Genomic DNA, 13,691 nt, shown 5'->3' with positions numbered 1-13,691 from the left:
ACAAAAACACTCTCCCAACTATCGGTTTTTATAATAAATTACTTGCTTTGCTTCTTCAAGCGTTCAATATCACGAACAATCATTAATTCTTCGTTAGTTGGAATTAATAACGTCTTAATCTTAGCATCCGGTGTTGAAAGATCCCGTTCAACACCATGGCAATTATTCTTTTCCTGATCAATCTTAATTCCGAAGTATGCAAGCTTATCGGTAACCATCTTCCGAATTGGAACACTATTTTCACCAACACCGGCAGTGAAGACAATTGCATCTGCTCCGCCCATTTCTGCAATGTAGGCACCAACATAACGAACAATTCGGTTTACATAAATATCAATGGTCAATTGGGCACGCTTATCACCCTTGTCAGCTGCAGCAAGAATATCACGCATATCTGGGGAAATACCAGAAATTCCCTTAATTCCAGATTCATGATTCAAAATATCAATCATTTCTGGTGCAGTCTTGCCTAACTTTTCTTGCATAAATTCAACCAAGGAAGGATCTACATCCCCTGAACGAGTTGCCATTGTAATCCCAGCCAATGGTGAAAAGCCCATTGAAGTATCGTAAGACTTACCATCCTTAACGGCAGTAATTGAAGCACCTGCACCAATATGCATTGTGATCAACTTCAGATCTTCAAGCGGCTTGCCGAGCATTTCAGCAGCCCGTCCGGCAACATAACGGTGACTAGTACCGTGAGCACCATATTTCCGGGCACCATACTTTTCATACCATTCATAAGGAACACTGTAAAGAGCATTCTTCTTTGGCATGTTTACGTGGAATGAAGTATCAAATACGGCAACCGCAAATGCATTTGGCAGTACCTTGCGGAATTCTTTAATCCCTACTAATTCAGCAGGATCATGTAATGGAGCATACTCAGCTAAACTATCAATTTTCTCAATTACATCATCAGTAATTACTGCAGAATCCTTGAAGTATTCACCACCAGCAACAACCCGGTGACCAACAGCAGTAATCTCATCATAGCTCTTAACAATCTTGAGACTGATTAATTGATCCAGCAGGTACTTAACGGCGGTACCGTGATCGGCAAATGCCCGTTCTTCTTCATGTTTTTGACCATCACCATACTTAATTTTAGCATGGCCCATCTTTTCGCCAATTCGTTCAATTGTTCCTTCAGCAACAACTTCTTCACTTGGCATATCAAATAACTTAAACTTTAGTGTTGAACTTCCGGCATTAACTGCAATTGTCTTTGACATATGATAACGTCCCCTTTATTTTTTAATATTTGTTGCAACCCAATCATTAATTTCCTGCATAAAACGAGCAAAGTTTTTTTGATCCTTAAATGACGGAAATTCACCAAGGAGAACCTTAGCGGCTTGTTTGCCGTTTCCTCCATGACGCTGCAAAAGTAAAATTGACTTTTGCGCAGCTGGGTTAGCAAATAATTCACTTGGCAAATTGACGAATCCTTGAAGGTAGGCAACTGAATGAATCCACTTAACAAATCCCTCTGTTTCTTTCGTTTGAAATAAACTACTTGGAACAAGAAAAACGCCAAAACTACCTGGCTTTAAATAATTCATCGATTGTTCAATTAACAGGTGATGGATATACGAATGTCCTTTTTTTGCCCGTGTTTGATAATCCTTAGTATTATCATCAAGCGGATAATAACCTATTGGTAAATCACTAACTGCTAAATCACACTGTGGAATATCCAAAGCACCAACAGCATCTTGATGGAATAAATCCACATTAGCATACTGCAATGCAACATTAACACTGGCTACACTAAGCATTGAATCATCATTGTCAATCCCAAAGCCTTTGATGTTATCATGTTCATCTTTGTCAAGCTGGTTAATGACAGTCGTTAATAAGTTAGCTGTCCCCACCGCGGGATCGAAAATTGTTTCAAGCTTTGTGTTTTGAGTTACCTTTTCAATCAAGAATGCCATCAAAAGACCAATTGTATCTGGCGTCATTTGATGATTTGCCTGAATTGCATCTTTTCGAATAACTTTCAAAAAGCTTAACTGAATTAATTGACGAATTGCTTCTGCTTTAACATTTTTAAGATCAAGTTGCTGGTAGATCTTCTTCAGTTTTTCTTGAGTCTCTTTATCAGGAACACCATCCTCTACCCGAACAGTATTGTCATCAATAATGTTCTCTGCATTCTCTAGCATTGCGTCTAAATAAGAACAATTTAACGCAGACTGTAAAAGCATCGTTCCCTGATCAAACAACTCAAATAGTTTTTGAACTGATTGCTGTGACAGTGCAGGTCACCTCCATTACATTACAATCATCTTTAAGTTTAACGATTCTGTCTATTAAATTCAAGGTAACGCTTTACTAACGAACATTATTTAACGAATTAAGTTAAAATAGGCCTATTTGTTCCTAAAATTGTGAACTTTTTCCTTTGTACAATTATCTGCTCTATTCAAGTTTTCTCTAATCTGATCCTGCAGTTTTAACATTAATTCACGATTAACTGTTAATTGCTGTTTTTGATACTGAAATTCAAAAACTACCACTCCAGTTGAAAGCATCAATAAAATTAGACTAATTAATATTGCATAGCCCGCCCTCATTCTGACAGTTTGTTTTTTCATAGAACTTCACTACTCCTAATATCGGTTGTCCATTTTTGCGTTCTGCCTTTACCGCAACTCGCGAACCAGTCAACTCACTAAACAATACTGATCCTGGTTTAATATCATCAAAAAGGAGCATATAGCCTCCATGATTTTCACGACTTAGGTATAAACGATCTGTTGCGTGTAATTCATAAGTTAATCCGGAACGCTGGCTTGTTAACCATAATTTTTGTTGTTCGACTCGCTCAAGTATAAATTGATGATCTGCTGATTCTAACTCTGTTAAGCAAACATACCAATCAAGTGGCTGGGCGCTCGACCGAACAGTCGCCGATTTAATAACCCTAATCTGAAGTGAAACCAGGGTAGTAATCAGTGCCATAATAATTAATGCAATTAAGCACTCTAATAGGGTAAAGCCTTTTTTCCTTCTCATTTTCTGACCTCTAAAATTATTTGATCATCAAGAGATACTACTACCTTCTTTTCAGAAGCAATTGCATTTAACTCATCACGTCTTAGATAAACTGGCCGCTGAGTTGCTACTAACTCATCAGTGGCTTCTTTGGCAATCCGATGTGCTGCCAGATTAATATATTGTTGTTTAGTTTGGCGTACTAAACACTGATGACAAATTAAGGTAAACGTAATCCCTAAGGAAATGATTGTTAATGCAATTAAGCTGTCCGCTAAAATAAATGCATGGTGTTTATTTTTCCTCAATCCGATACCCTCCCCAGGCCAACTGAATTCGCATCAAATATCTCCGCCCATTGATTGACGATTGAAACTCCTGTGTTCGTGGCTTAGTATAGCCATTTTCGTGCATTTTAAAGTTATCAAATTTTCTAACAAGGATGGTTTCCGGTATATCTAATTTACCCTTAACCAGCTTTTGTTGATCACGCCAATCAAATTCTATTTGATAACTTACAGGATCAAAAGTCACCATTGTTTCAATATGTTTTGTTTTTGAACGAACCTGAGCTGCTTGCCATGATTGACGAAAATCATTCCAAAATTCGTGTTCTGCTACCACCTGTCGACTCCGAATCAGGTTAGGAAAGGAAAAGGTGATAATTACAACAGATAATATCAAGACAATAATTGTTTCAAGCATGGTAAAAGCTTCTTTTTTCACCGCTTAATGACCTTTCCATCCACAATTACAATATGTTGTTCATGAGCTTTCTTTACTTGGGCAGCCGTCAAGTATCTGGCATCTCTCAACTCTTCTAGGCTGACATTCTCGTTACCACCGTCATTTGCGTATTCATCAACTTGGGTCTGCACAACCGAAACCATTGCATCACGGTGAATTCTTTTAGCACTTTTCCGCTGAGCCGTTAGATTAGGTAAAACAATCAAAATTAACAAGCTAATAATAAAAAGGACAATTGACATTTCTAATAATGTAAATGCTTCTCGTTTTCGTAACATTAAACCACCCCCTGCATTGAATAGTAAATTGGCAACAACAGTCGTAAATAAAGTCCAATAATGATTAACGCAATCATGCTAAAAATAATTGGCTGAATAAGTGCTAATAATCGCTCAATTCGTCTAGTTAATCGAGTAAACAAAATATTAGCTAAAGCTGTTAAATCACTACCTAGATCTGATAAGGTCGACCCTTTCGCCACAATTATTTTTAGTTCTCCCGGTAAAAATTGTGCACGCCTAAACGGTTCCGTTAATCCGTATCCCTGGTTAACCGCAGTTCTTGTAATTTCCCCTAGCATTGATAAGAAGCTTTGCTCAGAGTTTTCACTAACAATTGCGCAAATTTCTTTAATCGTTAATCCATGGCGAATCATCATTGCAAGATTAGTGACCACATAGTAGCCGTAAAACAGTTGGTAACACTTGCCAATTACTGGTAAGGAACATAATGCATTGATCCTTTGTAACTGATCTAATTTCAGCCACCGCAGTCCTACTAGTAAGCTTGTCACTAATATTCCTCCACTAAGATAGGCAATTATTTCTAATAAATAATAATCAGCCCAGTTTTGTGAATTTCCCGTTCCCCATTGAGATAGCTCGGGAAAAACAAATATTTTTAACGTTACCATTAAACTCACCAATAACCCCAGTAAGATTAACGGATACTGTAATAATGTCATTAATTTTTGGCGTTGTTTTTCTTGATGAAGCATCAACTTGCCAATTTCTTGCAAACATTCTTCTAAGCTCCCGTGCTGTTCTGCAAAAAGCAACTGGTAATATAAATTTGGCTTTATATGCGGTTTTAAACACTCGGCAAATGATTTGCCATCTTGCATTGCTAAATTAATTTCCTGAAAAAGAATTTGGTGTCTTTTTAAAATTGCTCCTGAAAATTCAATCGCATGGCGAAGGGAAAAACCGCTCCTTAATAAGTCAGCAATTAGTAACAACCATTCTGCTTGAGCACAATAATTAAATTTAGCCGTTTTTAAGTTTTTCATAATTTGCCACTGAAATTTTCTCTTCTTCCCGTAATTTTTTAAGCCGTTGCTGCCAAGCATTACTCATCCCCCGCATTCCTTGTCCTTCAATTACCGTTGATAATTCTTTTCCACTTAATACATCAAATAAAACGGCACTTCCTTCACGAAGAGGAAGCAATCTCTGGTAACAAATCCCCGTTAATCCGTGGTGAAGGTAATATTTTTCAACTCCCAACTGTTGCATTCTAGCAACTACTCCGTAAGCATTTGTTGCATGAACCGTCGCTAAGACAAGGTGTCCACTAAGAGCCGCTTGAATTGCTAGTTTTGCCGTTTGCGGATCACGAATTTCACCAATAATAAAGTCATCTGGTCGGTGTCGTAAACCAACTTTTAATAACTCTTGGTACCCCATTGCTGCCTTATCATTGACCTGTAACTGCAGAAATGCTGCTTCTTCAATTTCAACGGGATCTTCAATTGTCATTACCAGCTCTTCCCTTGCAAGTTCTTTGGCTAACCGATACATTGTCGTTGTTTTTCCCGATCCCATCGGTCCTGCAAAGAGGATTAAACCGCGTGATCGAGTTAGTTTAGTAATCATTTCCCACTGTTCCGGTCGATTTACCCGGTAATCAATATCTTTTAATGGATAAATAAAGCGAATAACCATTGATTCTTGCGCTCGATAATTTCCGACGGTCGATAAACGCACATCAATTGCTTCATCACGGTTAATCTGCCATTTAAGTGCACCAATTTGGGGACGACGGTGTTCACTCATAATCATATTGCCGCGATATTTAAAATAGGCGATCATCTGCTGCCCCTCATCCGCACTCAACTCTTCAACAACACTTTTTTTGCCTTGGACACAAGCTAGAATCCGGTAATGGTTCTGGTAAGGAAGAATAAATAGGTCAGAACTCCGGTTTCCAATCGCCTTATTCACCAGTTTTCGAAACTTTTCCATTTTGTCACCTCCAATATAAAAGAACGGAATTTAATTCAAATTCTATTTTTTAAAAATAAAAAGAAGCTGGGAATTAACTTTCTCGGAGGGACGGTTGACTAACCTAGAACGATGAATGATGATGAAATCATCAGAATCGTTCGTAGTTAGGCTCGAGTCCCTCAGTTAATTCCCGCGATTAGACTCTATAGGTTCGGAGAGCGCTAAATATGGAAAGGGGATGAGAAAAAACGCCTAGTTTTTTCCCATCCTCCCCTTAATTCTCGATCTTGATCGTCAATTTCTTTTCTGCAGCATATATTAATTTAAAATAATAAAGAGATTTGGAAAAGCTCTCCAAATCTCTTTATTATTTTCAGCTTCTATTACTGCTATTCAGCATCTTCTGGTAGCTGACCAGCTTCATAGATATCCGCAACATCATCGTTAGCAGTTAATTCGTCAATAAGGTGGTTATATTGCTTAACCTTATCTTCTGGAACTACAGTCCGGTTTTGTGGAATCATGGTTACTTCAGCGGTATCCAATTCGTAACCCTTTTCTTGTAAGGCATCACGAACACTAGTCATATTACTTGGATCAGTGAAGATTTGGAACTTTTCGTCAGTTGCCTTCATGTCATCTGCACCTGCATCAAGTGCATCCATTAACATATCATCTTCACTCTTATCAAGGCCATCACGAAGGACTTCAATTAATCCCTTCCGGTCAAACATATATGAAACTGAACCACTAGCGCCTAGTGAGCCACCCGCATGAGTAAATGCTGAACGAACCGCTGCAGCAGTCCGGTTCTTGTTATCAGTCAAAGCAGATACCATTACTGCAACACCACCTGGGGCGTATCCTTCATAGGTAACTTCTTCAAACTTTGCGCCACCGATACCAGAAGCCTTAGCAATTGCCCGATCAATGTTCTTCTTTGGCATGTTAGCAGCGTGTGCCTTATCAATTACCAAACGTAATTGAGCGTTGTTCGCTGGATCAGGGTCACCTGCTTTAGCTGCTTGGTATAAATCACGTGAAATCTTTTGGAAAATCTTACCACGCTTAGCATCTTGGGCGTTTTTCCGTCCCTGAATGTTATGCCATTTTGAATGTCCTGACATTACTGACTCCTCTTTTCTTAATTAATGTGATAAACAGGTAGATTTTAGCAGATCTCCTTCTGAAATTCAAGGTCACCGTCTTTTTAAGACTCCCCTAACTATTCGCCAACCAAATAAAATAACCGTGAATATTAGGAGAACTAACCAAGAACCGATTGCTTGGGAATGAAAATCCGTCCCTAGCTGAGCTGTAAAGGAGCTAAAATCTGGATAATTACTACCGATCTGGTTGATAAGTGCTCCCAGACCAAGGATTAAAACATAAGTAATTAACGAACTCCACAAGCCAACCCACGAAAACGAGCGAATAAAATACTTCCTCAAAACCGCAACCAGGATCATAATTCCTAAGCCAATTGCGGAAATTAAGGCAACTGCATGATCAACTGTTTTGGCAATTGAGATCATACTAGTAAATTGTTTAACCTGTGAAGTATTTAACTGACTATTAATTGCACTCGCAACTTCATCGCTAACATCAGAGGTCATTGAATTAGTAACCTCTGCAGATATTCCATACCTTGCTGCCGTTTGTGAGGCTGAGTTGCCAACATTATTTATTACCGGTTGCAAGTTAAGGTTAATCTCTTTTCCTGAATAAACCTGATAAACAGCTTGGGTAACCAGTTTATTTGCCTCTTTATCGGATAAGGCTGTCGTTGAAATTCCATACTGCGATAGGTTACTATTTACGGTTTCCATTAACGTTGACGATAAGTTTGAACGAGAGATTTCGTGGTTAACAAACCGCGCATTTAAGAGTGTTTGGTTTAGCATTAACGAAAGCATTAACAAGACAACTAAAATTGTCCCCCAAACAATCGTTAGCGGATGACGATGTGGCTTTTCCGAACTACTACTTAGCTTTTCTTGCTGTTTACGACGAATTGCACTTCGCGTTTCCACGATCTTATTAACCCCGTCGTGTGGATTGCCGTTCAATAATTCCGTGGTCAAGAATTACATCGTCAGTATCACTAACCTCGCCATCCATCATCTTCGTTAATAGTCGCATTGAAATTGCACCAATATCATAAAGCGGTTGGGTAATCGAAGTTAAAGTTGGCCGAGTGATCTTGGCATATGTTGTATCGTTCGAAGTAACAATTTCAAAGTCATCAGGAACTTTAACACCATTATCAGTCAAGCCGTTTAAAAGTCCAGCAGCTAAATCATCATCACTAACGTAAGCGGCCTTAATTCCCTGTTCAATTAAGTGGTCAACTTGTTGATAAGCACGATTATAATCACCGTTTGTTTCGATTACGTATTTAGATTCAAATGGAATTCCATGTTCTGCCAATGCCTCTTTATATCCGGCTAACCGGTACTTAGAGTTAATTGAATAGTCAAGAGAACTAACAACAAAGGCAACCCGATCATCATTATGATCTAACAGGTAGTTTGTTGCTTCCTTAGCAGCACTTTGGTAATCAATCCGAACAGTGGCAAGCTTATCATCGTTAACAATAGAACCGGCAACGACTACCGGAGTGTTGGAGGCCGCAAATTCTTGCTGCAACTCAGCTGACATATCGTGGCCCATGAAGATAATCCCATCAACCTGCTTTGCAAGCAAACCATGAGCAACCTTCAAAATCTTATCATCATTAAAGTCTGAATTAGTCAAGATAATATTGTACTTGTACATGGTTGCAATATCATCAATTCCTAAGGCCAGTTCGGCAAAGTATGGGTTAGTAACACTAGGAATGATTACCCCAACCGTTGTTGTCTTCTTTGAAGCTAAGCCACGAGCAACCGCATTAGGCCGGTAGTTTAACTTTTTAATAACATCCAGAACCTTTTGCCGAGTTTCCGGCTTAACATTTGGGTTCCCATTTACTACCCGTGAAACGGTAGCCATTGAGACTCGTGCTTCTCGCGCTACAGTATAAATGGTAACTGCTTGTTTCTCCATATTGATAGCCCTTTCTTTACTGTCTTTATCTGTTTTCATATTTTTTCATAACCACATTAATATAGCAGATCAATATTCTTTTGGCAAACGTTATCATGAATTAATTTTAAAATTTCAGTTAATTACCTAAAATCATCAGATCTAAAAAGACCGACAACATCATTTGTTTGATATTAGCGGTCTTTATCACTTTTATTATTAATATGTTTTTCATTAAATTGAAAATCACTAGCTAGTCCTTACCAGCTTTGTTTTCTTCTGCTGAATCGCTCTTAGTATCTTGAGCGTCTGGTGTAGCCGGTTCATTATCCTGATCAGTTGCATCAATAATGATATCTGGATCAGCATTATTAGCAAGCTGTTGACGGATTTCTGCTGTTTCCTTATCAAAGTCATCATTAGTAAAGCGATCAACTACACGACTGGCCTTGTCTTTAACCTTATCTGCTGTCTTGTTAAAACGATTGCTTAAATCATTCAACTTTTCGCTTGCATCGTGTTCGGCCAGCTTCTCATCAATAATATCCAGAGCATTCAATGCGTAATCAGTTGAAGCATCCGCAACTTCAGTTACATATGAACCAACGTTTTTCTTAATGTCATTCTTTTGCTTATCAGATAAACATTTCCAAGCAACATAAGTAGCCGCACCACCAAGGATGGTTCCTAACAATAAATTCTTACTCATTATTTATCCATCTCCTTTGCTTTTTTTGCTTGACGATGTTGACGAATTTTCCGCCATGCATTCATTGCAACAGCTTGAGTTGCAAACTTGGTAAATCCAGAAAATTTACTTTGCCGTTCTTCATGGCGTTCAACAAAGTTATTAACTGCTTCATTTACATTTGAAACACTTTGCCCAACATCAGCAACTGCTTTAACTGCCGGATCAAGTTCAACAGACTTCTTATTAAGATCTTCCAACAAGCTATTAGTATTCCCCAGCAATTTTTCGGTTTCCTTGCTTAAAGAATCAACATCAGCCGATAATACTTTAACTGATTCGTTGGTCTCTTTAAGAACTTTACTTACTCGACTAAGCGAAATGCAAGCAAAGATAACCAAAATAACAAACGCAATTGCCGCAATAAGACCTGCTAATTCACCGATTGTCATTATTTATCCCCTTCCTATCAAGAAATCTCGATAATTCTATCCACAATAGTAGAATAGCATACCTAACTCCCATTCGACAATTGATCCAATGGCTTGTACAATAAAATAAGTATTTTTAAGGAGGAAAACAATGAATTCGGTGCTTAACAAGCAAGTTCAACAGGTTACTAAAGTTTTTACTGATTTATCATGGCATGAAATTTCGCAACATTTTTTTAGTCGGCTACTCTTAATCGTAGTTACTCTTTTGCTATTCTGCGTCCTGCTTTGGTTAGGACGGCTGATTATCGATCACCTCTTTGTTGAATCGAACCATGTTAAATTTCTCCAATCAAGTAACCGGGTCGCTACTATTCACGCTCTTACCTTAAACATCTACCGTTATACGTGTTACTTTTTTCTACTCTACGCCATTCTATCGGAAATTGGTGTTCCAGTCGGGACATTAATTGCTGGAGCCGGAATCTTTAGTATTGCTTTAGGGTTAGGGGCTCAAGGGTTTGTCAGTGATATGGTGACCGGCTTCTTTATCCTTTTAGAACAACAGCTGGACGTTGGTGATGTTGTAAAAGTTGATTCAATTAAGGGAACTGTCACCGCACTTGGACTTAGAACAACCCAAATTACAAGTAGTGATGGTACACTTAATTACATCCCAAACCGGAATATTACAACCGTACAAAACTTTTCACGAAATAACATGGTGGCCAACGTTGATATTCGTATTTCCGCTAAGGCACCGTTAGAAAAGATCGCCGAAATTATTAGCGAAGAAAACAAGAAATTGGTAGCTAACATCCCCGAGCTTCGTTCTACACCAGTAATTGTTGGTCCTGTTAACGTTGGTGGTCAGCTAGTCTTTCGTGTTACAATCACTACCCAAAATGGCGTTCAGGATAAAATCGCTAGTCACTTCCTTTCCGATTACTTAAAGGCATTACGAAAAAACAAAATTCCACTCGGCTGGGTTAATGAGCCTAGTCCAAGTCAAAATAGTTAAAAAATTAAGTAACAGTAACGTTGCAATACAAAATGAGCTTCAAAGGTCCGGATTCACCAGACTTTTGAAGCTTATTTTAGATTACTATTCATTATCCGACTGCTTTTTAGGCATAACCTCATAGTCTTTCCCAAATTCATGCAAGGTATAACTAACTGCCTTTAGTAGTTCTCGCCGTGTTACAATCCCACAAAACTGGTCCTGATGATCGACAACCGCCAAGAATGACTGATCAATCATTAGTCGAAGGTTCTCTTCAACATCAAATGGATCCTGAATTACGGGAGTATTAGTTTGCATCACATCAGCAACCGTTAATTCATTCAGCTTATTAACATTAATCCTTTCCGTTTCCAACAGCCGATCGGTAATCATTGCTAAAGATAATTGACCACGATAATGGTTTTCATTGTCAACAACGATAATTTTGGCGTACCGATCCTTCGTTAATACCAAGAATGCATGATCAAGACTGTTATTAACGTTCACCGTTGCCACTAAACTAGCAGGAATCATAAATTTGCCTCGGCGCTGAAGCAGTAACTTTTTGAGATGTTTTTCAATCATTAACTAGTCCGCCCCTTCATCTTTAATTAATTTTAAGAACGATTAAATTCAAAATGTAATTCAGAAATTGGTGAACAATTACGGTTATAGTAATCAACAATAAATTGCTTCTTTGTAACCTCTACAATTGCAAATGTTCCCCCAATTCGTGAGTATTCACCACGAGGAAGGCTGATGCTCCCAGGATTAATGAAAAGGGTTCCCGCATCCATTGAAACTGCTAATTGGTGAGTGTGACCATAGCAGACTACTTGGGCACCTAGTGATTGAGCTTTAAGCATTAATGGTGTTAGTGAATAATTAACCTGATCGTGATCACCATGAACAACTAGGAATTTAGTGCCTTTTACCGTCAAAGATAGCTGTGAAGGGTAATTCAACCCCCAATCATTGTTTCCCTTAACCGCTTGAAAATCAGTCATCTCGGCAGAATCATTTGGTAATTCGGAATCACCGCAATGAATTAAAACATCAACCTGCTTAGCAAACTTATCCTGAATATCCCTTAAGATTTTTTGGTCACCATGATTATCGCTAACAATTAGTGTTTTCATTATTTATTCCACCATTCTGCAAAATGCTGAAGAAATTCTTCTAATGCTTGTCCACGGTGACTAATCGAATTTTTCTGTTCTGCGGTTAATTCTGCCATTGAGCAGTCAAATTTTTCAACATAGAATAATGGATCATAGCCAAAGCCATTTTTACCACGAGGACTTGTTAAGATTCGCCCGTCAACTCGACCATTAGCAACTAACTTAGCACCATCTGGTTTTAAAGCGACAATCGTAGTATGGAAGTGGGCTGTCCGCTTCATAGTGGGTACTCCCGCTAGTTCACGAAGCAACTTTTTATTATTTGCTTGATCATCATGGTCACCAGCATAACGAGCTGAATGGACCCCTGGAGCACCATTTAGCGCGTCAACTACTAGTCCGGAATCATCTGCCATTACGGGGACGCCCAGCTTTGCCATCACAGTTTGTGCCTTAATTGTGGCATTTTCTAAAAAGGTTGACCCACTTTCGTTAATCTTAATTGGTGTTGAAAAATCAGCCAATGTCTTTATATCAATGTTGTAGGGAGCAAACATTTCACGGTATTCACGTGCTTTTCCTTGATTTTTAGTTGCGATTACTAGAGAATCCATTAATTTTCTCCTTCTAAATCCAAATTATTACAACTATCATAATGACCATGCAACCATTTATCTGCACCAGCAATCAGATCATTGCGATCTCCAGTAGAATAGAGCTTATAACTAACAGCTTGCTGGGCTAATAAGTGTTCAGCGGTCAATAATTTCTTTACTTGATTAACCGTTTCTAATGCGGGATCAATTAACTTTACTTTTTTTCCCATCTTTTGACTAATCTCATTGGCAAGAAATGGAAAATGAGTACACCCTAAGATTAACGCATCTACCGGTTCCTGATCAAAGGATGCCAATTGCTGATCCACTGTTTTCTGTGCTTCTGCGGTGCCCGTCTTACCGTGCTCAACAATTGCTACTAATGGTTGTGTTGCCTTGCTAATCACTTTAACATGGGGATCAAGTTTCTTTAGTTCACGCACATAAGCCCCATCCTTAGTAGTCGATTCAGTTGCGATAACACCAATCCGACTTGCTTTACTTTCAATTGCAGCGGTTGCTCCAGGGTTAATTACGCCAATAACTGGAATTGGCAACTCTTTTTGTACCGTTGATAAAGCAGCTGCTGTAGCGGTGTTACAAGCAATCACCATTAATTTTACTGGCTGGGCTACTAAAAAACGGCCAATTCTTAAAACTAGTTGCCGAATAAGTTCTTGTGATTTAGTACCATAAGGGAAATGCCCCTCATCCCCAACAAAAACAACAGATTCATTTGGAAGTTCCTGTTGAATAACCCGGATAACAGAAAGGCCTCCTAAGCCTGAATCCATAACCCCGATTGGTCGATTATCCATTTTATGCACCTCATTCTTTAGAAATCCTT

The 13,691-nt window shown here is 38.6% G+C and carries 18 protein-coding genes; 1 reads left to right on the top strand and 17 read right to left on the bottom strand.

Annotation, left to right across the window (positions count from 1 at the left end):
* Nucleotides 1–38: 38 nt before the first annotated feature.
* The 13 genes from N4627_RS02705 to N4627_RS02645 form a co-directional block, all read right to left on the bottom strand.
* A complete protein-coding gene (locus N4627_RS02705; RefSeq protein ID WP_003717758.1) occupies nucleotides 39–1,238 on the bottom strand; it encodes an acetate/propionate family kinase in 1,200 nt (399 codons plus the stop codon).
* A gap of 15 nt (nucleotides 1,239–1,253) precedes the next feature.
* The gene (locus N4627_RS02700; protein WP_329958942.1) at nucleotides 1,254–2,234 is read right to left on the bottom strand and encodes a class I SAM-dependent methyltransferase; all 981 of its coding nucleotides are present in this window, start codon (nucleotides 2,232–2,234) and stop codon (nucleotides 1,254–1,256) included.
* A gap of 322 nt (nucleotides 2,235–2,556) precedes the next feature.
* Entirely contained in the window at nucleotides 2,557–3,027 is a 471-nt protein-coding gene (locus N4627_RS02695) for a type II secretion system protein (protein ID WP_003717755.1), read from the bottom strand.
* Nucleotides 3,024–3,314, bottom strand: coding sequence for a hypothetical protein (locus N4627_RS02690; RefSeq protein WP_003717754.1), 291 nt, complete (start codon nucleotides 3,312–3,314; stop codon nucleotides 3,024–3,026). The genes N4627_RS02695 and N4627_RS02690 overlap by 4 nt, the downstream gene beginning before the upstream one ends.
* Nucleotides 3,301–3,732, bottom strand: coding sequence for a type II secretion system protein (locus tag N4627_RS02685; protein ID WP_260964919.1), 432 nt, complete (start codon nucleotides 3,730–3,732; stop codon nucleotides 3,301–3,303). Before N4627_RS02685 ends, N4627_RS02690 begins: the two co-directional genes overlap by 14 nt.
* A complete protein-coding gene (gene comGC / locus N4627_RS02680; RefSeq protein WP_003717752.1) occupies nucleotides 3,729–4,031 on the bottom strand; it encodes a competence type IV pilus major pilin ComGC in 303 nt (100 codons plus the stop codon). Before comGC ends, N4627_RS02685 begins: the two co-directional genes overlap by 4 nt.
* Nucleotides 4,031–5,041: a competence type IV pilus assembly protein ComGB gene (gene comGB, locus N4627_RS02675; protein WP_003717751.1), complete on the bottom strand. Its 1,011-nt coding sequence runs from the start codon at nucleotides 5,039–5,041 to the stop codon at nucleotides 4,031–4,033. The genes comGC and comGB overlap by 1 nt, the downstream gene beginning before the upstream one ends.
* The gene (gene comGA, locus N4627_RS02670) at nucleotides 5,019–5,996 is read right to left on the bottom strand and encodes a competence type IV pilus ATPase ComGA (protein ID WP_003717750.1); all 978 of its coding nucleotides are present in this window, start codon (nucleotides 5,994–5,996) and stop codon (nucleotides 5,019–5,021) included. The genes comGB and comGA overlap by 23 nt, the downstream gene beginning before the upstream one ends.
* A 371-nt stretch (nucleotides 5,997–6,367) precedes the next feature.
* Entirely contained in the window at nucleotides 6,368–7,105 is a 738-nt protein-coding gene (locus N4627_RS02665) for a YebC/PmpR family DNA-binding transcriptional regulator (protein ID WP_003717749.1), read from the bottom strand.
* A 72-nt stretch (nucleotides 7,106–7,177) separates the two neighbouring features.
* A complete protein-coding gene (locus N4627_RS02660; RefSeq protein WP_098044711.1) occupies nucleotides 7,178–8,011 on the bottom strand; it encodes a hypothetical protein in 834 nt (277 codons plus the stop codon).
* A 7-nt stretch (nucleotides 8,012–8,018) separates the two neighbouring features.
* Nucleotides 8,019–9,026 carry a catabolite control protein A gene (ccpA, locus tag N4627_RS02655; RefSeq protein WP_040531685.1) on the bottom strand — a complete coding sequence of 336 codons (1,008 nt, stop codon included), beginning with the start codon at nucleotides 9,024–9,026 and terminating at the stop codon, nucleotides 8,019–8,021.
* Between the two features lie 232 nt (nucleotides 9,027–9,258).
* Entirely contained in the window at nucleotides 9,259–9,714 is a 456-nt protein-coding gene (locus N4627_RS02650) for a hypothetical protein (RefSeq protein ID WP_003717746.1), read from the bottom strand.
* Nucleotides 9,714–10,145: a DUF948 domain-containing protein gene (locus N4627_RS02645; protein WP_260964917.1), complete on the bottom strand. Its 432-nt coding sequence runs from the start codon at nucleotides 10,143–10,145 to the stop codon at nucleotides 9,714–9,716. Before N4627_RS02645 ends, N4627_RS02650 begins: the two co-directional genes overlap by 1 nt.
* Nucleotides 10,146–10,275: 130 nt before the next feature.
* Between N4627_RS02645 and N4627_RS02640 the strand changes: the two genes are divergently transcribed.
* Nucleotides 10,276–11,145, top strand: coding sequence for a mechanosensitive ion channel family protein (locus tag N4627_RS02640; protein ID WP_098044709.1), 870 nt, complete (start codon nucleotides 10,276–10,278; stop codon nucleotides 11,143–11,145).
* 84 nt (nucleotides 11,146–11,229) lie between these two features.
* Here N4627_RS02640 and cbpB read toward each other — a convergent pair whose 3' ends face one another.
* Genes cbpB through murI form a run of 4 tightly spaced genes read right to left on the bottom strand, consistent with a single transcriptional unit; the run spans nucleotide 11,230 to nucleotide 13,662 of the window.
* A complete protein-coding gene (cbpB, locus tag N4627_RS02635) occupies nucleotides 11,230–11,712 on the bottom strand; it encodes a cyclic-di-AMP-binding protein CbpB (protein WP_098044708.1) in 483 nt (160 codons plus the stop codon).
* Nucleotides 11,713–11,744: 32 nt separating this feature from the next.
* The gene (locus tag N4627_RS02630; RefSeq protein WP_098044707.1) at nucleotides 11,745–12,266 is read right to left on the bottom strand and encodes a metallophosphoesterase; all 522 of its coding nucleotides are present in this window, start codon (nucleotides 12,264–12,266) and stop codon (nucleotides 11,745–11,747) included.
* Nucleotides 12,266–12,862 (bottom strand): XTP/dITP diphosphatase, encoded by a 597-nt coding sequence (locus N4627_RS02625; RefSeq protein ID WP_098044706.1) that lies wholly within the window; start codon nucleotides 12,860–12,862, stop codon nucleotides 12,266–12,268. Before N4627_RS02625 ends, N4627_RS02630 begins: the two co-directional genes overlap by 1 nt.
* A complete protein-coding gene (gene murI / locus N4627_RS02620) occupies nucleotides 12,862–13,662 on the bottom strand; it encodes a glutamate racemase (protein ID WP_003717740.1) in 801 nt (266 codons plus the stop codon). Before murI ends, N4627_RS02625 begins: the two co-directional genes overlap by 1 nt.
* Nucleotides 13,663–13,691: the final 29 nt, after the last annotated feature.

It is taken from the genome of Limosilactobacillus vaginalis, assembly GCF_025311515.1.
GTDB lineage: Bacteria > Bacillota > Bacilli > Lactobacillales > Lactobacillaceae > Limosilactobacillus > Limosilactobacillus vaginalis.
This window is presented reverse-complemented; position numbering and strand designations above follow the sequence as displayed.